Genomic DNA, 20490 nt, shown 5'->3' with positions numbered 1-20490 from the left:
CTCATGTTCACTTCTTGAACATGAGGGCTGATCTTGGGAGTCCGCCTACCGCAGGCGCTGCGAGATGACCTTCGACACACCGTCGCCCTGCATGGAGACGCCGTACAGCGCGTCGGCGACCTCCATGGTGCGCTTCTGGTGCGTGATCACGATGAGCTGCGAGGCCTCCTGCAGCTCCTGCATGATCCGGATCAGCCGCTGGAGGTTGGTGTCGTCCAGGGCCGCCTCGACCTCGTCCATGACGTAGAAGGGGCTGGGGCGGGCCTTGAAGATCGACACCAGCAGCGCCACGGCGGTCAGCGACCGCTCGCCGCCGGAGAGCAGGGACAGGCGCTTGACCTTTTTGCCCGGCGGGCGCGCCTCGACGTCGACGCCCGTGGTGAGCATGTTCTCCGGGTCGGTCAGGAGGAGACGTCCCTCACCGCCCGGGAACAGCCGACTGAAGACGCCCTCGAACTCGCGCGCGGTGTCCCGGTACGCCTCGGTGAAGACCTGCTCGACCCGCTCGTCGACCTCCTTGACGACCTGGAGCAGGTCGGCGCGGGTCTTCTTCAGGTCCGCCAGCTGCTCGCTGAGGAACTGGTGGCGCTCCTCCAGCGCCGCGAACTCCTCCAGGGCCAGCGGGTTGACCTTGCCGAGCTGCTGGTAGGCACGCTCGGCGGCCTTGAGCCGCTTCTCCTGCTCGGCGCGGTGATACGGCCGGGGCTGGTTGCGGGGGTGCTCGGGGTCGTCCGGCAGCTCCTCCCCCTCCGCCGGAGGGGACGGCGGGACCAGCTGGTGCGGCCCGTACTCCGACACCAGCGCCGCCGGCTCGACACCGAGTTCCTCCAGCGCCCTGGTCTCCAGCTGCTCGATCCGCAGCCGTTTCTCGGCTCCGAGGACCTCGCCCCGGTGGACGGAGTCGGTCAGCTTGTCGAGCTCGCTCTTCAGCTCGCGCCCCTCGGTGCGGGCGGCGGCCAGCTCCTGCTCCCGGCGGCCCTTGGTGGCCTCGGCCGCGGCCCGTTCCCGTTCGGCGCGGCCCAGGGAGACCTCGATGTGCGCCAGCAGCTGCCGCGCTCCGGAGGCGACGGCCTCGGCGACGGACGCCTCGTGGCGCAGCCGGGCCCGCCGCTGCTCGGCACGCGCGCGTGCCTCGCGTTCGGCGCGGGCGGCCCGGTCCAGGGAGTCGGCCCTGCCGGCCAGCCCCTTGACCCGTTCCTCGTGCGTACGGGCCTGGAGACGGGCCTCCATCTCGGTCTGGCGGGCGTTGGCGCCGTCGGCGGCGAGCCGGTCCCGTACGGAGGTGTCGGGCTCCTCCTCGATCGGCATCTCCTCGGCGACGGCGAGCCGTTCGGCGAGTTCCTCGACCTCCGCGAGGGCCGCGTCGAGGGAGTCCTGGGCGCGGGCCGCGGCGGCCGTGGACCGCTCGGCCTCTCCTGCGGCGCCGCGCGCCTGCCCGGCGAGCCGCCCGAGCTGCTGTGCGACCGCCGACTTCTCCCGGTCGGCGGCCCGGCGCCGCTCCCCCAGCTCCTCGACGAGCGCGGCGCACTCCCGGCGCCGCTCGCCGGCCCGCTGCTGGGCCACGGTCAGCTCCTCGCAGCGCACGGCGAGTTCCGCCAGCTCGGCGGCGGCCTCGTCCACGGAGGCCTGCACCTCCAGCAGGCTGGGCGCGCCGGCGGACCCGCCCTGCGCGAAGTGGGCTCCGAGCAGGTCGCCCTCGGCGGTGACGGCGGTCAGGTAGGGGTGGGCGGCGACGAGGTCCTCGGCGTCCTCCAGGGTGCCGACCACGACGATGCCGCGCAGCAGCCGCCGTACGGCGGGCATCAGCTCGGCGGGACCGCTGACGAGGTCGGCCGCGAGGGGCGGCCCGTCGGGGAGCGGCTGCGGCGCCACGGCGTCCTCGGCCGCGCCGCTGAGCAGCAGGGCCGCGCGGCCCGCGTCCTGTTTGCGCAGCAGGCGGATGGCGTCGGCCGCGGCCGACGGCGAGGTGACCACGAGGGCGTCCGCGGCGGTGCCGAAGGCGGTGGCCAGGGCGGTCTCGTGACCGGGGGCGACGGTCAGGAGTTCGGCCGCCGGGCCCAGCAGGCCGGTGAGGCGGTCCCTGGCGTCGAGCAGTGCGCCGGTTCCGTCCTTGCGGCGCAGGCCGAGGGCCAGGGCGTCGTGCCGGGCCTGGGTCGCCGCCCGTTTGCGTTCGGTGGCGGTGGCGGCCTCGCGGGCGGCGGTGAGGGCGGCCTCCGCCTCGGCCAGTTCCGCCTTGGCCGCCTCGTGCCGTTCGGCCAGTTCGTGGTCGTCCGCGTCCAGGCCGTCGACCTCGGCCTTCAGGGCCTCGTACTCCTCCTGGGCGGCCGCGGCACGCTCTCGCGCCTCGTCCCTGGCGGTGGCCAGGCGGTCGATCTCGGCCTGTGCGGAGGCGGCACGGGAGCGGGCCGCGTTCACCTGGCCCCGCAGCCGGGCCAGGCCCTCGCGGCGGTCGGCGATGGCGCGGGCGGCGTCCTTCAGGCGGCGTTCCTCGACCGCGAGTTCGCGCTCCAGGTCGGCGCGGTGGGCCACGGTGTCGTCGAGGGCCCGCTGGGCGGCTTCCAGGGCCGCTTCCAGTTCGGCCTCCTGCTCACGGACGCGGGCCGCCTCGCGTTCCAGGTCCTCGGGGTCGCGTCCGCGTCGCTCCTCGGGGGGTGCGGAGGTCGCGCTCTTCACCCGGGCGTCGGCGAGCGAGACGGTGCCGCGGACGCGTTCGGCGAGCTGGGAGAGCTCGTACCAGGTCTGCTGGGTGTGCTGGAGGCGCGGGGTGAGCCGGCGTACCTCGTCCTCCAGGAGTGCCTCGCGCTGGAGGGCCTTCTTCAGTTCCTGCTCGGCGGCCTCCTTGCGCTCCTTCAGGGCGGCCTCGTCGGCGACCTCCGCCTTCAGGGCCCCGCGCAGGCGTACGAGATCGTCGGCGAGCAGGCGCAGGCGGGCGTCGCGGAGGTCCGCCTGGATGACGGCGGCTCGCCGGGCTACGGCCGCCTGCCGGCCGAGCGGCTTGAGCTGGCGGCGCAACTCGTCGGTGAGGTCCTGGACGCGGGCGAGGTTGGCCTGCATCGCGTCCAGTTTCCTGAGCGCCTTCTCCTTGCGCTTGCGGTGCTTGAGGACGCCGGCGGCCTCCTCGATGAACGCGCGGCGGCCCATGGGGTCGGCGTGCAGGACGGAGTCGAGCTGGCCCTGGCCGACGATGACGTGCATCTCGCGGCCGATGCCGGAGTCCGACAGCAGATCCTGGATGTCGAGCAGCCGGCAGGTGTCGCCGTTGATCTGGTACTCGCTGCCGCCGTTGCGGAACATGATCCGCGTGATGGTGACCTCGGAGTACTCGATGGGCAGCGCGCCGTCGGAGTTGTCGATGGTCAGGGACACCTCGGCGCGGCCGAGGGGTGGACGGCCGGTGGTGCCGGCGAAGATGACGTCCTCCATCTTGCCGCCGCGCAGCGACTTGGCGCCCTGTTCGCCCATGACCCAGCTGAGCGCGTCCACCACGTTGGACTTGCCCGAGCCGTTCGGGCCGACGACGCACGTGATCCCCGGTTCGAACCGGAGCGTGGTCGCCGAGGCGAACGACTTGAACCCGCGGAGGGTCAGGGCCTTGAGGTGCACGCCGTCGGACTCTACCGGGCGCCGTTACCTCACTCCACGAACCCCCGCAACAGCTGCGGTTTCACTGGTGAATATGCAGGGCACACCAGATGTTGAAGAACCTGAAAGGGTGCGCGGGGGCACGAAGGCCGGGAAGGGCCGGCGCGGAAAGATCGACGCAAGAAAGAAGGGACGCCGAAGCGTCCCTTGCAACTCTGACAACTGAGCGGTTGATACGGGCAGCCCAACCACTGTGTCGTTGTGCGATGCAGTGATCAGGTGAGCGCAGGCTCCGCCTGGTGTGCGTCGACGCGCTCCATGATCCTGTCGTGAGAAGCGGCAGCCGCCAGCGCGTCGTTCTCCGCCTGGATCCGTACGAGCTCAGATTCCAGGTCCTGGACGCGCTGCTGGAGCCGTCGCATCTCGGCGAGGAGTCGAGGGTCGGAGCCACCGACGTAACCGAGAAGCGCCTTTGCCATGATGGATGGTCCTCCACACTGAGTGACCGACCGAAGCGGTGTGGGTCGTGAGGGATTCGCACCCGCGGTGCTTGGCACTGTTGAGTTGTGCTGCCGTTCATCCATGCCAAACAGCTAAGGTGCGCGGGCTTTCAGCGTCTCACCAAAAAGTTTGACGGTCAACACGATCACGCCCCGTATCGATGGGCGTCCCGGGGGCGCGCGACCGGAAATCGGTGGCGCTGCGTCTCCTACGGGCCCCGGGGGGCGTGGCGATCATCCTGCCCTGCCGGACCGGGGAGGACAAGCCGTTCTCGGCAATCACCTGCTTCTTTTCCCCTGGGGCAGGTGCCCGCGGCAGATTTCGCCGTCTTCGTCCGGCGCCGGGACGTCGCCGGATCAGCGGACCGCGAAGCCGTCGTAGCCTCCCCGTGGTGTGTCCCAGATCTCGGTCACACCCTCCACGCGCCCGGGCGTGTCGCCACCCTGGAGCCAGTCGAGGAGCTTCTGACACGCCTCCCGGGTGCCCTCCGCGACGACCTGCACACGGCCGTCGTCCAAATTGAGAGCAAAGCCACTCAGGCCGCCGATCTCCAGGGCCCGTGCCCGGGTGAACCAGCGGAAACCAACACCCTGGACACGCCCGCGCACCCAGGCGACCAGCCGGACATCCTCGCTCATGGCTGCAACCTAACCGGGCAATGTCTCTCCAGGCACTTCCGCCCCGCCCGTCATGCGGTACCGTCCCGACCCAATGAATCTCATATGAAACTCACTCGATCGAGTGAGTCTGGTTGACCGCGACGGCTCAGGGCGCGCGTCGACCGCAGGGGACGAGGAAGGCCAGGACATGGGACGCCACCGACGTTCGGACGCCGGCCGCGCCGCCACGGACCGTGCCACGGGGGTCGCTGACACGCACGGCTCGTACGGGAGGGGTCAGGGCACCCGGCACTCGCACGCGGACGACCGCATGGGCATCGCGCCCTACCTGAACCCGGAGCGGTACGCGGACTCCTACGCACAGACCCCGCCGTACCGGTTCGAGACGGACGTCGAGCCGGACATCCGGACGGACTTCGGCCCGGAGTACCTCTCCGGCGGGGACTGCGGCTCCGGCGGGGACTACGGCTCCCGGACCGCGTACGGCTTCGGCAGGGAGTACGCCCCCGGGACGGCGTACGGCTTCGGCGGGGAGTACGACTTCGCCCGCGCCGCCGACACCGTGGCCTTCCCGCCCGAGGGCTTCACAGCACCGGTCGCCGAGCCCCGCGAGTCCGGCCACCGCCGGCGCAAGAAGGCCGCGACGCCGGTCCGCACCGGCCTGCTCGGGGTGTCCGCCGCGGTCGCCATCGGCACGGTCGCGGTCGCCACCGGGGCGGTCCCCGGACTGCAGAACTACAAGCTGGGCGGCGGGGGCGGCGGCGCCGACAAGGTGCAGGCCGCCGGCACGCCGACGAACAGTGCGTCGGAGCAGGGCGGCACCTCCGGCAGCGTGCTGCCGGGTGACAGATCGGGCGGCTCGGGCACGAGCCGCGGCGCGGACCGCTCGGCCTCACCGGCGCAGTCCGCGTCGGCCTCTGCCTCCGCCTCGCCGTCGGCGCGTCCTTCGGACTCGGCCACGAAGTCCCCTGCGACGAAGCCGACGACCGCGCCGTCCAGGACGGCCGAACCGAAGAACCCGAAGACTCCCCCGGGCCACCAGGGCGATCCGGGCCGCAAGACCACGCCCGCGCCGCCGAAGGGCCAGCCGCCCGCGGCCTCCGATCAGGCCGCCGCCGAGGCGGAGGTGCTGAGCCTGGTGAACCAGGAGCGGGCGAAAGTGGGCTGCAGCCCGGTCACCGCGAACAGTTCCCTGACCTCCCTGGCCGAGGACTTCAGCAAGGCCATGGCCGACCAGAACTTCTTCGACCACACCGATCCCAGCGGCGCCTCGCCGTGGGACCGGGCGGCCCGGCTCGGCATCACCACCCTCGGCGGCGAGAACATAGCCCGGGGCCAGTCCGACGCGGCGGCCGTCATGGACGCCTGGATGAACAGCCCCGGCCACCGGGCCAACATCCTGAACTGCGACTTCAAGACCCTGGGCGTGGGCGTGCACTTCGGTCCGGGCGGCCCGTGGTGGACGCAGGACTTCGGCTACTGAGATAACCGCAGGTCAGAGACCTACGCACTCTCCTGGGCCGTGTCCGGGCCGTCAGCCGTGGGTTCCTCCTCCCCGAAGACGCGATCCACGGCGGCCCGGGTCCGGGTCCCGCTCGACGGCATCAGGTGCGTGTACGTCCGCAGCGTGAAGCCGGGGTCATGGTGGCCCAGGTACTCGCTGAGAGCCTTGATGCTCTCCCCCGCGTCCAGCAGCACCGAGGCGTAGAAGTGCCGCAGTGCGTGCATGCCGTTGTCCCGCCCGGTGTCGACGCCCGCAGCTCGAAGTGCCGGCCGCCAGACGCGGTGGTTGAAGCGGTTGCGGTCCAGCGGCAGCCCCATGGTGCCGGTGAAAATCAGCGACGCCGTGACGGGCGGACCGTCGAGGGTCTTCCACGGAAGCGTGATTCTCGCGGCCGGACGGCGCTTGAGGTGACCGGCCGGCGCGAAGGCGACGGACTCAGGCAGAGGAACCTCACGCTCCTTGCCGCCCTTCGGTGGAGCGAACACCGGCCGGGACAGCCGCAGTAGCTTCACCTGGCGTACGACGTGCACCACTCCCCCGAGGAAGTCGACGTCTTCCACGGCCAGGCCGAAGGCCTCACCCTGACGCAGACCGCACCCAGCCGCGACGTTGACGAGAGCCTGATAGCGATCCGGCAGCGCCGAGCGCACGGCCATGATCCGTTCGGCAGGCCACGGCTTGACCTTGCGAGCCCCCTGTCACCCCCCGTGTCACCAGCTCTCTGAATGCCAGACTCGAAGGCAAACACGCGATGGGAGGGCAGCAGATGAGTGACGAACGGCCCGCATGGGCGCGACGGCTTGCCGCTGAGCGCGAAGCCAGGCAGTGGTCACAGGCGGAAGTGGTCGCCGCGCTCCGAGCGCACGCGCCGAAGCCTCTGCCGGAAGGCCCCAGCATGGTGCGGCAATGGAAGCGCTGGGGAGTCCGGCGAAGTCATGCCGAGCGACTTCTACAAGCCAATCATCGCGGCCACCTTCGGCACCGTCACTCACGCGATCTTCCCCGTCGCCGGACAGCGGGACGGAAACGCGGAGATCGCCGCCGTCAGCGGCATGGAGACGCTGGACATCATCAGCAGGTTGCAGGCATCCGACGTCGACAACGCCACGTTGGACGCGCTCCGCATCACGACTGATCGACTGTGCTCCGAGTACCCGTATCTACCAGGCGCGCAGCTCGCCGCCGAGGGCAGGCAGTGGCTCAAGCGGGTCGCGGGACTCCAGTCCCAGCGGCTCACGCTCGCACAGCACCGCGAGATCCTCACCCTTTCCGGCTGGCTTGCGCTCCTGATCGGCTGGTCGAGTACGACATGGGCGACCGGGCCGCAGCCGAGAGCACGCGGAAGGCGGCGCTGTCTTTAGCGCAGGAGTCTGGTAACGCAGAGATCGCCGGTTGGGCCCACGAGATGCGAGCTTGGTTCGCACTGACCACGGGCGACTACCGCGGAATCCTTGCTGCCTCGCAGGCCGGTACGGAGGCCGCTCCCACGCATGGCGTAGCCGTACAACTCGCCGGCCAGGAGGCCAAGGGATGGGCCCGGCTGGGTGACCGCCGACAGACTGAGGTAGCACTGGACCGAGGCCGGAAGCTTCTCGAAGGGATGCCGTACCCCGAGAACCTCGATCACCACTTCGTGGTGGACCCGGCAAAGTTCGACTTCTACGCCATGGACTGCTACCGGCTGCTCGGAGAAGACCGGTTCGCCGAGAACCTCGCCCACGAGGTGATCCGGGCGGGTACCGACTTCGACGGGTCTGAGCGATCGCCGATGCGGATGGCAGAGGCGAGGATCACGCTTGGTGTGGTCGCAGCACGGCAGGGCGACTTGGACCAGGCCGTCAATTACGGCGAGTGGGCCCTGAAGGGCGACCGGCAGTCTCTGCCGTCCCTGCTCATGGTCAGCCGCGAGCTTGCAGCCATCGTCAATCGCGACTTCGCTGCCGAGCAGACTGGCCGTGAGTACCTCGATCACCTGACCGCACTGAGCCGCACGAGCTAGTGCCGCATCAGGCAACATTTGCCCCTTAGTCGACGGCGCGGGGATGTTGTGATCCTGGGGCTGCTGGTCGCGCTGCGATGTGCGGACGCCGTGGTCAGATCCCAGGTCCGTAACCGGGGTCTGGCTGCCGGCGGGGGGTCCACCACTCGGTGAGCCCCCACACCGCGAGCGCGAGCGTGGCCAAGGCTACGAGTGCCGCGACCCAGGGGCGGTGCACCCATCTGGTGGCCAACGCCCAGGCGAAGAGCGGAACCAGTGCGCCGCCGAGCACGATGAGCGGCAGATCGATGAAGAGTACGCTCAGATCGCGGGCATGGCCCTCGAATCCTCCATCGATACTGACCGCGGCGCGCGGTGCCCAGACAAGCGGCGCGGCTGTCGCACCGAGGCCGGCGAGTAGGCATCCGGCGCCGCCCTCAGTCTTCGGGTTCATACCCGTGGCCCGTTCCGCGGTTCTCTCGCCCATGCCCGTGATAGACGCGGCGGCGTGGTGCACGGTTGCGACAGAGCGGCCGCGTGTTGTAACAGCGCACAGACAGCGATCTTGTAATGCGGTGGTCACCCACGAGCGCCCTCCCAGGCCGTCCTCGGGCCGTGGAAGGGCGCTCAACGATGACCAACGTCGACAACTGCCAACAGCTCAGCAGCAGGTCAGGACGTTGATCGGTTAGGCGGCCGCAGGTCACGGCCGCCGGTGATCAGTTGTGGCTGTACTGAGGGGTCGCCCTCACCAGGAGTGAGATCGCGCCCGATCATGATCGAGAAGTCTCCGGATCAGCAGGAACGCGCCCACTGCGATCACGGCCATCCCCATGAGGATCAAGGTCGCTCCAACCGCGATCAGGAACGTCCCAATCAGGATCAGAAGCGCACCAATGAGCACCAAGAGCATCCCGATGATGAGGAGAAAGATCGCAAGGACAGTCACGGTTACCTCCTGTCCTCCCTCCCGTTCTGACTCCTTCCCTGCCGCCGTGCAAACACTCTGCTTCTCGATCACCGCACGGTCGGACGTCACCGAGAGCTTTCCGAGCGGCCTCGGCCTTGCGGTTCGGGCATTGGTCATCGCACGGGCGTGGGCACGGCCACGGTGCTCGGACTAATCGCCAGACTCGGCTCGGCCCAACGGCACGGAGCCAACCGGCGAGCGCGGAGCAGTCGTCGCTTCGAAGGGCACATCACGATGCCCCCGCCCGGGCCGTCCCTGGGCCGTGCGGGGGTGCTCAACGACGACCCACGCTGACAACCATCGACAGCTAAGTCGCAGGTCGCAGCGTTGATCGATTAAACGGCCGCAGGTCAGAGACCCGGCCCTTCACTTCTTTTCGAAAACCTCTGCCGGGATCTCGGTCATGGAGCCGTCCCCTTGCCGCGGAAACCCGCACGAATCGGGACTCGACAGGCCGCGCCTACCCGCGATCGACGCGATCATTCCGCGACGGTCCGGCGTCCGGGCTACCGCTCGTCTGCCGCCTGTATTGCGGCGGGCCGGGCCCGGCGTTGGAATCGAATGTGAGGCTTTTCGGCAGCGCCGTGTCCTCCGGCCGCCCCGCTCCTGAGACAGGGGCCGGCCGGAAGGGACTCAAGAGCGACGCCTTGGGCCTGTTCTCCTCGGTCGTCATGGGCCTGGCCTCCACGGGTCCGGCGTACAGCCTCGCCGCCACACTGGGCATCCTCGTGGTCGGGGTCGGTCTGCAGGCCCCGATCGTCACCATGCTGGCGTTCGTCCCGATGCTGCTGATCGCGTACGCCTACCGGGAACTCAACGCGAGCAACGCCGACTGCGGGACCACCTTCACCTGGGCCACCCGGGCCTTCGGACCGCGTACCGGCTGGATGGGCGGCTGGGGCCTGATCGTCGCCAACGTCGTCGTCATGGTGAACCTGGGGGAGATCGCCGCCGCCTACGCCTTCCGGCTGGTGGGCCGGGACGACCTGGCGGAGAGCCGGCTGTGGGTCACCGTGGCGGCCATCGTCTGGATCGCCCTGCTGACCGCGATCTGCTACGTCGGCATCGAGTTCTCGGCGGCCGTCCAGCGCTGGCTGCTGTGCCTGGAAGTGCTGATGCTGTTCCTGTTCGCCGTGGCCGCGCTGGTCAAGGTCTACGTCAGCCCGCCCCCGACGGCTATCCACGTCTCCGCCTCCTGGTTCAATCCTTTCGAGGTGCCCTCGCTCACGGCCCTGACCTCGGGTGTTCTCGCGGGGGTCTTCATCTACTGGGGCTGGGACACCGCGTTCTCGGTCAACGAGGAGACCGTCGACAGCCGGCGCGTGCCCGGGCGCGCGGCGGTCATGTCCACGGTGCTGCTCCTGGTCATGTACGGGCTGGTGTCCACCTCGGCGCAGGCGTTCGCGGGGGTCGGCACCTCGGGCATCGGGCTCGGCAACCCGGGCAACTCCGACGACGTGCTCTCCGGACTGGGCGAGGCCGTGTTCGGGAGCAGTGACACGGGGCTGCTGCTGTCGAGACTGCTGATCCTGATGGTGATGATCTCCGCGCTGGCCTCGGCGGAGACCACCATCCTGCCCCTGGCCAGGACCGTGCTCTCCATGGCGGTCCACAAGGCCGTCCCCGCCCGGTTCGCCCGGATCCACCGGAGGTTCCTCACCCCCACCTGGGGCACCGTCGGCATGGGCGCCGCCTCGATCGCCCTGCTGGTGCTGATGACGTCGTTCAGCCGGAACGTCCTGGCCGACTCCATCGACTCCGTCGGTCTGGCGATCGCGTTCCAGTACGGACTGACCGGCTTCGCCTGCGTCTGGTACCACCGCAGGGTCCTCACCCGCAGCGTCAAGGACCTGGTCTTCAAGGGTGTACTGCCGGGACTCGGCGGGCTGATCATGCTGTCGCTGTTCCTCTACGCCACCTTCGTCGTCTACGCCAACCCCGGATACGGCACGACCGCCGTCGACCTTCCGCTGATCGGACCGACGGGCGGGGTCACCGTCGTCGGCCTGGGCGCCCTGCTGATCGGCGTCGTGCTGCTGCCCGTGGTCACCCGCGGGCACGCCACGGCCCTCAAGCTCCAGCGGAGCCTGCTGCCGAGGAACCTCCCGCCGCAGTCCGCGTGCGAGGTGACGAGCCGCTACCTGCCCGCCGACAACGGGTCCGGGGTGGGCGGCGACTGGTTCGACGTCATCCCGCTCTCGGGCACCCGGGTCGGTCTGGTCGTCGGGGACGTGCTCGGGCACGGCTTGCGCGCCGCGGCGACCATGGGGCGCCTGCGCACGGGCCTGCGGGTCCTGGCCCGGCTGGACCTGGCCCCGGACGAGGTCCTCACCCGCCTGGACGACCTGGCCGAACAGACCGCGCACGAGCGCGAGGCCGCCCACGGCCGGGGTCCCGTGCGACCGCGCGCCGAGCGGGCCATGGAGGTGACCTGCCTGTACGCGGTGTACGACCCCGTCTCCGGACACTGCAGCCTGGCGCGGGCCGGCGACATCCTGCCGGTCGTGGTGGATCCGGCCACGGGGGCCGCCGACTGTCCCCAGCTGCCGCCCGGCCCGCCCCTGGGAGTCGGCGGCCTGCCTTACCAGAGCGCCGATCTGCGGCTCACGCCGGGCAGTCTCATCGCCCTCTTCACCGACGGCCTCCTCCAGGCGGCCGCGAGCCACGACGCCGGGACGGCCCTGCTCGGCCGGCTCCTCGCCGATCGGCGGCGGCCCCTGAAGGAACTGTGCGACCAGGCGGTGGCCGCACTGCTGCCCGGGCCGGTCGACGAGGACGCGACGCTGCTCCTGGCCCGCACCCGGATGCTCGACCGCGCCCAGTTCGCCCAGTGGGAACTGCCCGCGGACCCCGCGGCGGTCGCCTCCGTCCGCACCGGCACCGGCAAGCAACTGGACGACTGGGGCCTGGACGACCTGGCGTTCACCACCGAACTCATCGTCAGCGAACTCGTCACCAACGCCATCCGCTATGTCGGCGGACCGATCGAGGTGCGGCTGATCCGCGACCGGACCCTGATCTGCGAGGTCTGCGACAGGGGCCACACCAGTCCCAACCTGCGCCACGCGGCCAGCGACGACGAGGGAGGCCGGGGCCTGTTCATCATCGCCCAGATGACCCACCGCTGGGGCACGCGCTACACCCCCACCGGCAAGATCATCTGGACCGAGCAGACCCTGCCGCCGTCGCACGGCCCATGACTTCCGGAGCAGGAAGCTAACCACCGGTCAGCGCAACCGCGCGGTGAGCGCTGTGGTCGCGTACGCTTCGGCCATGAGCAGCACGCAGGAGCGCACCGAGGACACGCAGGAGCGCACCGCAGAGCAGGACCTCCCGTACGACGTGTTCGCCAAGGCCTGCCCCTCGCGCGGCACGCTGGAGCATGTCACGGGGCGCTGGGGCGCGCTCACCGTCGGCGCCCTGCACCAGGGCTCCCTCCGCTTCAACGAGCTGCGCCGCCGTGTGGACGGTGTGAGCGAGAAGATGCTGTCCCAGACCCTCCAGGCACTGGAGCGGGACGGCTTGGTGCACCGCGAGGCCCAGCCGACGAACCCGCCCCGCGTGGACTACGAGCTGACGCCCCTCGGCCATGAGGTCGCCGAGCGCCTCCTGGCCCTCATCCACTGCGTGGAGGGCCGGATGGACGAGGTGCTGGCCGCACGCGAGCGCTACGACGCGACACGCGGCGCCCGCTGACACTTCGGGCAGAAGTAGCTGGAACGGTTCATCCAGGGGCGGCGGCGCATCGGGGTGGCGCAGCGGCGGCAGGGCAGGCCCTCGCGGCCGTAGGCGTCGAGGGAGCGGTCGAAGTATCCGGACTCGCCGTTGACGTTGACGTAGAGGCTGTCGAAGCTGGTGCCGCCGACGGCGAGGGCCGCGTTCATCACGTCCCTGATGTGGGTGAGGAGTTCGGCCGTGCGCGGGCGGGTGAGGCCGGCGGTGGGGCGTTCGTAGTGCAGGCGCGCCCGCCACAGCGCCTCGTCGGCGTAGATGTTGCCGACGCCGCTGATCAGCGACTGGTCGAGCAGGGCGCGCTTGACGGTGGTGCGCTTGCGGCGCAGCGCCTGGTGGAAGGCCTCGTCGTCGAACAGGGGGTCGAGGGGGTCGCGGGCGATGTGCGCGATGACGTCGGGCAGCCCGTCGGGGGTGAGGTCGTGCAGCGACAGCCCGCCGAAGGTGCGCTGGTCGACGAAGCGGAGTTCGCTGCCCAGGCCGTCGGCGAAGCGGACCCGGATGCGCAGGTGCTTCTCGTCGGGCGCCTCCTGCGGCTGGACCAGGAGCTGGCCGCTCATGCCGAGGTGGGCCAGGATCGCCCGTGGGGTGTCCTCCAGGGGCAGCCACAGGTACTTGCCGCGGCGGCTGGGGGTGCCGAGGTGGTGGCCCTTCAGGCCGTGGGCGAAGTCGTCCGCGCCGGCCACGTGGCGCCGTACGGCACGCGGGTGCAGCACCTCGACGTCGGCGACGGCGCGATGCGCGACCCACCGTTCCAGGCCGCGCCGTACGACCTCGACCTCGGGCAACTCGGGCATGACTCCCCCGTACTCCGTTGTCGCGTGCGCGGCGAGCGCCCGTCCCGGGCGGGGACGGGCGCTCGGGTCGCGCTGTGGGCGGTGCCGGCGGCCGGGTGGCCGCCGGCACGGCGGGTCGGGCAGGCGGTCGGCGGATCGGGCGGATGGATCAGGCGGGGCTCGACGCCTCGTTGCTGTTCTCCGCGCTCCGGGCGGGCTGCCCGTTCTCCGCGTTCTGTGCGCTCTCGGCGGCCCGGGCCGCCTTGGCGCGCTCGTCCGCCGCGGCCCGGATGGACCGCCACGCGGACTCGGCGGCCTGCTGCTCCGCCTCCTTCTTGCTGCGGCCGGTGCCGGTGCCGTACGAGACGCCTCCGACGCGGGCGGCAGCAGTGAAGGTCTTCTCGTGGTCGGGGCCGGTCTCCGTGACCAGGTACTCGGGGACGCCGAGCCCTTCGGTCGCGGTGAGCTCCTGGAGGGACGTCTTCCAGTCCAGGCCGGCTCCGAGGTTGGAGGACTTCTCGATCAGCGGGTCGAAGAGCCGGTGCACCAGCTCGGACGCCGCGTCGAGGCCCTGGTCGAGATAGACCGCGCCGATCACCGCTTCCAGGGTGTCGGCGAGGATGGACGCCTTGTCCCGGCCGCCCGTGCCCTCTTCACCGCGGCCGAGCCGGATGAAGGCACCCAGGTCGAGTCCGCGGCCCACTTCCGCCAGCGCACGCGAGTTGACCACCGCGGCCCGCAGCTTGGCCAGCTGGCCCTCGGGCAGGTCGGGGTGGGTGCGGTACAGCGTGTCCGTGACGACGAGACCGAGGACGGAGTCACCGAGGAACTCCAGCCGCTCGTTCGTCGGCAGGCCGCCGTTCTCGTACGCGTAGGAACGGTGGGTGAGCGCGCGCACCAGAAGGGCGGACTCGAGCTTGTACCCGAGCCGCCCTTCCAGAAGCGTGTGGGACGAGGCCGTGTTGTCCGACGGAGCACTCCCGCGTCGGCGGGCAGTGTTGGCTTCGGCGCCTTCCGCCTTCTTGGCAGTGGACACGGTGCCTCTCACCAGCCGCTCAGACCTCGAGGACCTGGCGCTTGTTGTAGGTGCCGCAAGACGGGCACGCGATGTGCTGCTGCTTGGGCTCGTGGCAGCGCTCGCACGCAACCAGGGTGGGGACCGCAGCCTTCCACTGCGACCGGCGGTGGCGCGTGTTGCTGCGCGACATCTTCCGCTTCGGAACAGCCACGGCTACTTCTCCTGCTTCTCGTCGACGCCAGGTTCGGCGCCGCTCATCTCGTCCTTCTCGCCGTCCGACATGGTGCCGGCGAGTCCCTGCAATGCCGCCCAACGGATGTCGACGGCGTCGTGGTGGTGGTCCGGGTCGTCCGCGAGCCGCGCTCCGCACTCGGAGCACAGACCCGCGCAGTCCTCCCGGCACACCGGCTGCATCGGCAGTGCGAGCACCACCGCATCGCGCAGCAGAGGTTCGAGGTCGAAGAGTCCGTCCTCGAGGAAGAGCCTGTCCTCGTCGTCCTCGGCGTCGTCGCCCGGTTCCGCGATCACGCGGCCCCGGTCGTCGGCGTCAGGGTACGAGAACATCTCCTGGAAGTCCGCTTCGAGCTCCAGCTCGACCGGCTCCAGACACCTTACGCACTCCCCCTCGGCCTGTGCACGGGCGGTGCCTGTGACGAGCACACCTTCCATGACCGACTCGAGCCGGAGTTCGAGCTCGACCGGGGCGCCTTCCGGCACGCCGATCACTCCCTTGAGACCGAGGTCCGTGGGAGCAGGGACCGTACGGGTCAGGCGCTGCAGCGCACCCGGACGCCGGCCCAGCTCATGCGTGTCGAACACGAGAGGGTTGCGGTGGTCGAGGTGGGCGTTGTGAGCCATTCCTGCTTTCGGTTTCCGAACTCGGAGGGACGCCGCCTGGAGGGTGTTCCCGGGCAGCGCTGATCGCGGACGTCTACGTGGGCAGCGCAAGCGCACGCGCGACCGAAGAGCCAGGATACTGGACCTTTCGCTCTCGGCCCAATCCGGTGCCCTGTGCCCACGCCGTCCGGCGGCCGGGCGGGCGTCCTGGGGGGTGTCTCGTCGTCGATCAGGCCGGATCGGGGAGCGGTGCCAGGCGCCGCGAGTCCGGCATGATCGGCGAGACACCCCCTAGAGGCCCCGCCCCTGCTCGTAGGCCCTCAGCTGCTCGGCGCTGATCATGCTGGTGTCGAAGAGGCTGGTCTCGTCCAGGGCGTAGCCCTGCTGGGGCTGCTGCGGCTGCTGCTGGGACTGGTGCATCTGCTGGTGCTGGGCCTGGTTCGGGTCGTAGGCGCCCGTCTGGGCGTCGTAGCCCTGGTAGGCATAGGGGTCGGCCTGCTGGTAGCCGTACGGGTCCTGCTGACCGCCGTAGCCCTGCTGGTAGCCGCCGTACGGATCGCCCTCGCCGTACGGGTCGGTCTGCGCGGGCTGCTGGTAGCCGTAGGCCGGCTGCGGCTCGTACGCCGGCTGCGGTGGCTGCTGGGGCTGGGCGGGCCGTTCGGCGGGCGCGGCGGCCGGGGTCGCCGGGGTGTCGGCGAGGGCCGCGAGGTCGGCGAGGTAGTCGGCGTCGCTGGAGTGCTGGACGGTGGTGGTGTCGTCGGCGAGGGCGCCGAGGTCGTCGGTGGCGATCCGGCCGTGCAGCTTCTGCCGGCCGCGGCCGACGGCCTCCAGCGTCTTGGCCAGGACCGCCTCGAAGGCGCCCAGCTTGGCGTCGACGTAGGCGTCGGCGTCGCGGCGCAGGGTCTCCGGGTCGTGGCTGCGCTCGGGGGCGTCCTCGTCCTCGTAGCCCTCCTCGTCGAGACCGGGGCCGGTGCCCAGCAGCTTCTCGCGGCCGCGGCCGACCGAGCCGAGGGTCTTGGTGAGGACCACCTCGAAGTTGGCGAGCTTGGAGTCGACGTAGTCGTCGGCCTCGGCGCGGACCTCCTCGGCCTCCTTGCGGGCCTCGGAGAGGATCCGGTCGGCCTCGGCCTGGGAGCGGCGGGCCACCTCGGTGTCGGAGATGAGCGAGCCGCGCTCGGCGTGCGCGGACTCGATGATCCGCTCGGCCTCGCGCCGGGCCTCGTCGACCATCTGCTCCCGGTCGCCGATCAGCTCCTGCGCCTGCGCGAGCGAGCCGGGCAGAGCCTGGCGCACCTCTTCGAGCATCGCGAGCAGTTCGGCCCGGTTGACCACGCAGGACGCCGACATGGGCATGGACCGGGCGCCGGAGACCGTGGCCACGATCTCGTCGAGCTTCTTCTGCACGTCCACGGTGTGCTCGCCACTCTCTGCCGATGTGTTGGAGACGGACGGGACGACTGTACGACCACGGGACGGCCGCCGGACACCGGGTGACGGCCAGTCAGGAGGTCAGTCCTTCCGCAGCCGCCGGGTGAGGGCGTCGAGGACCTGCGGCGGCACCAGGTGGGAGACGTCTCCGCCCCAGGCCGCGACCTCCTTGACCAGGGAGGACGACAGGAAGCTGTAGGTGGGATTGGTGGGCACGAAGAGCGTTTCCACGCCGGTGAGGCCGTTGTTCATCTGGGCCATCTGCAGCTCGTAGTCGAAGTCGCTGACCGCGCGCAGGCCCTTGACGATGGCGGGGATGTCGCGCTGCTTGCAGAAGTCGACCAGGAGGCCGTGGAAGGACTCGACCCGGACGTTGCCGTACTCGGCGGTGACCTGCCGGATGAGGTCGATGCGCTCCTCGATCTCGAACAGGCCCTTCTTGGACTGGTTGATCATCACCGCCACGTAGACCTCGTCGTACAGCCGGGAGGCCCGGGCAATGATGTCGAGGTGTCCGTTGGTGATCGGGTCGAACGACCCGGGACAGACGGCGCGGCGCACTTGAGATCCCTCGCTCTCCGGTCCGGTCATCGTGCGTCTTCGCACGTAGAGGCGGCGCGACCGTACCAAAACGTTCCCTCGCCGTAGCGGCGGGCCCGGATCGCGTCGAACCCCGGCGGCCACCGGAATTCGCCGCCTCTGGTGCTGCGCTCCACGGTGACGAGGGCTTCCGCCGCCAGCCACCCCTCCGAGCGGAGTGTGAGCAGAATCTCCCGGAGATCGTCGTCGGAGACGGCGTACGGCGGATCGAGGAAGACGATGTCGTACGGCTCGGCCGGCGGCGGCGCCTGGACGATCTGCCGTGCCTTGCCCGCCCGTACCTCCGCGCCGGGCAGGCCGAGGGACCTCACGTTCTCCCGGAGGGTGCGCACCGCGCGGGCGTCGGCATCGACGAGCAGGGTGTGCCCGGCGCCGCGGGAGAGCGCCTCCAGGCCCACGGCGCCCGAGCCGGCGTACAGGTCGAGGACGCGTTCGCCGTCGAGCGGGCCGCCGAGGAGGGACTGCCAGGTGGAGAACAGGCCCTCGCGGGCCCGGTCGGAGGTGGGGCGGGTCCCGTGGCCGGGGGGTACGGCGAGACGGCGTCCGCCGGCCCGGCCGGCGATCACGCGGGTCATGTCCTTGGGTCCTTGTCGCTCTGTACGCAGGGCACTGCACGCAGGGTGCACTGCAGGCAGGCGTCCCTACACGCGGGCGTGCCCTGCACGCGGGGTGTGACTGCTTCCAGTCTGTCAGCCCTTCTCAGCCCTTCTCCAAGTACTGCTCCCTTTCCTCGTCCAGCAGGGCCTCCAGGGCCGTGCGCAGGCCGGGCAGGTGCTCCAGCTCCGGATCGGCGGCCACGACCGCCGACGCCTCCTGTCTGGCCTCGGCGATGATCTCCTCGTCCTCGATGACCGCGAGGACCCGCAGGGAGGAGCGGGCGCCGGACTGGGCCTGGCCGAGCACGTCGCCCTCGCGGCGCTGTTCGAGGTCGATGCGGGAGAGTTCGAAGCCGTCCAGGGTGGCGGCCACCGCGTTCAGCCGCTGGCGGGCGGCGCTCGCCTCGGGCATCTCGGTGACCAGCAGGCAGAGGCCGGGCGCCGAGCCCCGGCCGACCCGGCCGCGCAGCTGGTGGAGCTGGGAGACGCCGAAGCGGTCGGCGTCCATGATCACCATCACGGTGGCGTTCGGGACGTTGACGCCGACCTCGATGACCGTGGTGGCGACCAGGACGTCGGTCTCGCCGGCGGCGAAGCGGCGCATGACCGCTTCCTTGTCGTCGGGCTGCATCCTGCCGTGCAGCACCTCGACCCGGAGCCCGTCGAGGGGTCCCTTGGCAAGTTGCTCGGCCACGTCGAGCACGGCGAGGGGCGGGCGCTTCTCCGCCTCGTCCTCCGCGGACTGCTTCCTGGCGGCCTTCTTCGGGTCGTCCTCCTCGTCCCCGATGCGCGGGCAGACGACGTACGCCTGGTGGCCCTTCGCGGCCTCCTCGCGCACCCGCTCCCAGGCCCGGGCCAGGAAGTGGGGCTTGTCGGCGGCCGGGACGACATGGCTGGCGATGGGCGAGCGCCCGGCGGGGAGCTGGTCGAGGACGGAGGTCTCCAGGTCGCCGAAGACCGTCATCGCCACCGTGCGCGGAATCGGGGTGGCGGTCATCACCAGCAGGTGCGGGGGTTGCTTGCCCTTGCCGCGCAGCGCGTCGCGCTGCTCGACGCCGAAGCGGTGCTGCTCGTCGACCACGACCAGCCCGAGGTCGTGGAACTGGACCTTGTCCTCGATCAGGGCGTGGGTGCCGATCACGATGCCGGCCTCGCCGGTGGCCAGGTCGAGCAGCGCCTGGCGGCGGGCCGCCGCGCCCATGGACCCGGTGAGCAGCACCACCTTGGTGGCGTGCTCGGTCCCGCCCAGCATCCCGCCCTCGGCCAGCTCGCCCAGCATCTCCGTCACCGAACGGTGGTGCTGCTGGGCCAGCACCTCGGTGGGCGCGAGCATCGCGGCCTGCCCGCCCGCGTCGACCACGGCGAGCATGGCACGCAGGGCCACCAGCGTCTTTCCGCTGCCCACCTCGCCCTGGAGCAGCCGGTGCATGGGGTGTTCGGTCGCCAGTTCGTCGAAGATCTCGCGGGAGACCTTCTGCTGGCCCTCGGTGAGGGTGAAGGGGAGGCGGTCGTCGAAGGCGGCGAGCAGCCCGTCGGGCCGCGGCTTCCTCGGGACGGCGGGGAGTTGGGCGTCGGCATGGCGGCGGCGGGCGAGGGCGACCTGGAGGACGAAGGCCTCGTCCCACTTCAGGCGGGCGCGGGCGTCGGCGATGTCCGCCTTGGTGTGCGGGCGGTGGATCTTGAGCAGCGCCTCGGGCAGCGTGACCAGGCCGCGGCCCTCGCGGAGCGATCCGGGCAGCGGGTCGACGGCCTCCTGGGCGCTGGGCAGGACGGTCTGGACCGCCTTGGCGATCTTCCAGGACTCCAGTTTGGCGGTGGCGGGGTAGAGCGGGATGAGGGCGCCGGCCCAGGACTCGACGGTCTCCTCGGCGTCCCCCTTCAGCAGTTCGTAGGCCGGGTGGGCCAGTTGGAGCCGCCGGTTGAAGACGGAGACCTTGCCGGCGAACATCGCGCGGGTGCCCGGCAGGAGCTCCTTGTGGGGCTTGTGCACGCCGTTGCCGAAGAAGACCAGCTGGAGTCGGCCGCTGCCGTCGGTGATCGTCACCTCCAGGCGCTGGCCCTTGCCGCGGGGCGCACGGGGGGAGGCGAAGGTGTGCAGGCGGGCGTCGGCGACCTGGGCGACCACGGTGACGTGCTCGTCCATGGGGAGGTCGGCGAGGTGGGTGAGCTGGCCCCGCTCCTCGTATCTGCGCGGGTAGTGGTGGAGGAGGTCGCCGACGGTGAGCAGGCCGAGGTGCTCGGCCATCACCTTCGCGGTGGCGGGGCCGAGCACCGACTTCAGCGGTTGTCGCAGTGGTTCTTGCAGTGCGGGCACGAGATCCATTGCACACCACGGCACTGACATTGCC

At 70.8% G+C, this 20490-nt stretch carries 18 protein-coding genes and 1 pseudogene; 5 read left to right on the top strand and 14 right to left on the bottom strand.

Annotated features, from left to right (window positions below; all coding sequences use genetic code 11):
* Positions 1-45: 45 nt before the first annotated feature.
* The 3 genes from smc to IE318_RS14975 form a co-directional block, all read right to left on the bottom strand.
* On the bottom strand, positions 46-3603 hold the full coding sequence (gene smc / locus IE318_RS14985) for a chromosome segregation protein SMC (protein WP_189900544.1): 3558 nt from the start codon (positions 3601-3603) through the stop codon (positions 46-48).
* 254 nt (positions 3604-3857) lie between these two features.
* Complete coding sequence (locus IE318_RS14980; protein WP_018567931.1) at positions 3858-4061, bottom strand: hypothetical protein; 204 nt, start codon at positions 4059-4061, stop codon at positions 3858-3860.
* 378 nt (positions 4062-4439) lie between these two features.
* Positions 4440-4721, bottom strand: coding sequence for an acylphosphatase (locus tag IE318_RS14975; protein WP_030168320.1), 282 nt, complete (start codon positions 4719-4721; stop codon positions 4440-4442).
* A 169-nt stretch (positions 4722-4890) separates the two neighbouring features.
* On the opposite strand from IE318_RS14975, the gene IE318_RS14970 reads away from it, so the two are divergent.
* Complete coding sequence (locus IE318_RS14970; RefSeq protein WP_189900541.1) at positions 4891-6186, top strand: CAP domain-containing protein; 1296 nt, start codon at positions 4891-4893, stop codon at positions 6184-6186.
* Between the two features lie 20 nt (positions 6187-6206).
* On the opposite strand, the pseudogene IE318_RS14965 reads toward IE318_RS14970, so the two are convergent.
* Positions 6207-6896 (bottom strand): annotated as a pseudogene (locus IE318_RS14965) (tyrosine-type recombinase/integrase); the annotation flags it as partial.
* Positions 6897-7142: 246 nt separating this feature from the next.
* On the opposite strand from IE318_RS14965, the gene IE318_RS44895 reads away from it, so the two are divergent.
* Both IE318_RS44895 and IE318_RS44890 read left to right on the top strand, forming a co-directional pair.
* Complete coding sequence (locus tag IE318_RS44895) at positions 7143-7568, top strand: hypothetical protein (protein ID WP_229903525.1); 426 nt, start codon at positions 7143-7145, stop codon at positions 7566-7568.
* Positions 7517-8206, top strand: coding sequence for a tetratricopeptide repeat protein (locus IE318_RS44890; protein WP_229903524.1), 690 nt, complete (start codon positions 7517-7519; stop codon positions 8204-8206). The genes IE318_RS44895 and IE318_RS44890 overlap by 52 nt, the downstream gene beginning before the upstream one ends.
* A 94-nt stretch (positions 8207-8300) precedes the next feature.
* On the opposite strand, the gene IE318_RS14955 is transcribed toward IE318_RS44890, so the two are convergent.
* Together IE318_RS14955 and IE318_RS14950 are read right to left on the bottom strand one after the other, a co-directional pair.
* Positions 8301-8702 (bottom strand): hypothetical protein, encoded by a 402-nt coding sequence (locus tag IE318_RS14955; RefSeq protein WP_041665641.1) that lies wholly within the window; start codon positions 8700-8702, stop codon positions 8301-8303.
* Positions 8703-8933: 231 nt separating this feature from the next.
* Positions 8934-9134: a hypothetical protein gene (locus IE318_RS14950; RefSeq protein WP_189900537.1), complete on the bottom strand. Its 201-nt coding sequence runs from the start codon at positions 9132-9134 to the stop codon at positions 8934-8936.
* Positions 9135-9802: 668 nt separating this feature from the next.
* Between IE318_RS14950 and IE318_RS44885 the strand changes: the two genes are divergently transcribed.
* Together IE318_RS44885 and IE318_RS14940 are read left to right on the top strand one after the other, a co-directional pair.
* The gene (locus IE318_RS44885; protein ID WP_229903523.1) at positions 9803-12355 is read left to right on the top strand and encodes an amino acid permease; all 2553 of its coding nucleotides are present in this window, start codon (positions 9803-9805) and stop codon (positions 12353-12355) included.
* Between the two features lie 73 nt (positions 12356-12428).
* Positions 12429-12851 (top strand): winged helix-turn-helix transcriptional regulator, encoded by a 423-nt coding sequence (locus tag IE318_RS14940; protein WP_030168339.1) that lies wholly within the window; start codon positions 12429-12431, stop codon positions 12849-12851.
* Here the strand turns inward: IE318_RS14940 and mutM are convergent.
* From mutM to recG, 8 genes are all read right to left on the bottom strand, one after another.
* On the bottom strand, positions 12824-13684 hold the full coding sequence (gene mutM, locus IE318_RS14935) for a bifunctional DNA-formamidopyrimidine glycosylase/DNA-(apurinic or apyrimidinic site) lyase (protein WP_189900535.1): 861 nt from the start codon (positions 13682-13684) through the stop codon (positions 12824-12826). The two genes, IE318_RS14940 and mutM, sit on opposite strands and share 28 nt — an antisense overlap.
* A 148-nt stretch (positions 13685-13832) precedes the next feature.
* Entirely contained in the window at positions 13833-14711 is an 879-nt protein-coding gene (gene rnc, locus IE318_RS14930) for a ribonuclease III (protein ID WP_189900533.1), read from the bottom strand.
* 7 nt (positions 14712-14718) lie between these two features.
* A complete protein-coding gene (rpmF, locus tag IE318_RS14925) occupies positions 14719-14892 on the bottom strand; it encodes a 50S ribosomal protein L32 (RefSeq protein ID WP_003951102.1) in 174 nt (57 codons plus the stop codon).
* Between the two features lie 2 nt (positions 14893-14894).
* Positions 14895-15539, bottom strand: a complete 645-nt coding sequence (locus tag IE318_RS14920) for a YceD family protein (protein ID WP_189900531.1) — start codon at positions 15537-15539, stop codon at positions 14895-14897.
* A gap of 270 nt (positions 15540-15809) precedes the next feature.
* Positions 15810-16928, bottom strand: coding sequence for a F0F1 ATP synthase subunit B (locus IE318_RS14915; RefSeq protein ID WP_189900529.1), 1119 nt, complete (start codon positions 16926-16928; stop codon positions 15810-15812).
* 99 nt (positions 16929-17027) lie between these two features.
* Positions 17028-17507 carry a pantetheine-phosphate adenylyltransferase gene (gene coaD, locus IE318_RS14910; protein WP_030168366.1) on the bottom strand — a complete coding sequence of 160 codons (480 nt, stop codon included), beginning with the start codon at positions 17505-17507 and terminating at the stop codon, positions 17028-17030.
* Positions 17508-17533: 26 nt separating this feature from the next.
* Complete coding sequence (gene rsmD, locus IE318_RS14905) at positions 17534-18121, bottom strand: 16S rRNA (guanine(966)-N(2))-methyltransferase RsmD (protein WP_189900527.1); 588 nt, start codon at positions 18119-18121, stop codon at positions 17534-17536.
* 124 nt (positions 18122-18245) lie between these two features.
* Complete coding sequence (gene recG, locus IE318_RS14900; protein ID WP_189900524.1) at positions 18246-20465, bottom strand: ATP-dependent DNA helicase RecG; 2220 nt, start codon at positions 20463-20465, stop codon at positions 18246-18248.
* Positions 20466-20490 lie beyond the last annotated feature (25 nt).

Source organism: Streptomyces spiralis, assembly GCF_014654675.1.
Classification (GTDB): Bacteria; Actinomycetota; Actinomycetes; order Streptomycetales; family Streptomycetaceae; genus Streptomyces; species Streptomyces spiralis.
Note: the sequence above shows the minus strand (reverse complement) of the source record. Positions and strands in the feature narration are given on the sequence as shown.

Excerpts from the sequence above, each read along its gene's own strand:
- IE318_RS14970 (WP_189900541.1), top strand. The coding sequence starts at position 4,891 with ATGGGACGCCACCGACGTTCGGACGCCGGCCGCGCCGCCACGGACCGT.
- IE318_RS44895 (WP_229903525.1), top strand. The coding sequence starts at position 7,143 with ATGCCGAGCGACTTCTACAAGCCAATCATCGCGGCCACCTTCGGCACC.
- mutM (WP_189900535.1), bottom strand. The coding sequence starts at position 13,684 with ATGCCCGAGTTGCCCGAGGTCGAGGTCGTACGGCGCGGCCTGGAACGG.
- IE318_RS14940 (WP_030168339.1), top strand. The coding sequence starts at position 12,429 with ATGAGCAGCACGCAGGAGCGCACCGAGGACACGCAGGAGCGCACCGCA.
- IE318_RS14920 (WP_189900531.1), bottom strand. The coding sequence starts at position 15,539 with ATGGCTCACAACGCCCACCTCGACCACCGCAACCCTCTCGTGTTCGAC.
- rsmD (WP_189900527.1), bottom strand. The coding sequence starts at position 18,121 with ATGACCCGCGTGATCGCCGGCCGGGCCGGCGGACGCCGTCTCGCCGTA.
- IE318_RS14980 (WP_018567931.1), bottom strand. The coding sequence starts at position 4,061 with ATGGCAAAGGCGCTTCTCGGTTACGTCGGTGGCTCCGACCCTCGACTC.
- IE318_RS44890 (WP_229903524.1), top strand. The coding sequence starts at position 7,517 with ATGGGCGACCGGGCCGCAGCCGAGAGCACGCGGAAGGCGGCGCTGTCT.
- recG (WP_189900524.1), bottom strand. The coding sequence starts at position 20,465 with ATGGATCTCGTGCCCGCACTGCAAGAACCACTGCGACAACCGCTGAAG.
- IE318_RS14975 (WP_030168320.1), bottom strand. The coding sequence starts at position 4,721 with ATGAGCGAGGATGTCCGGCTGGTCGCCTGGGTGCGCGGGCGTGTCCAG.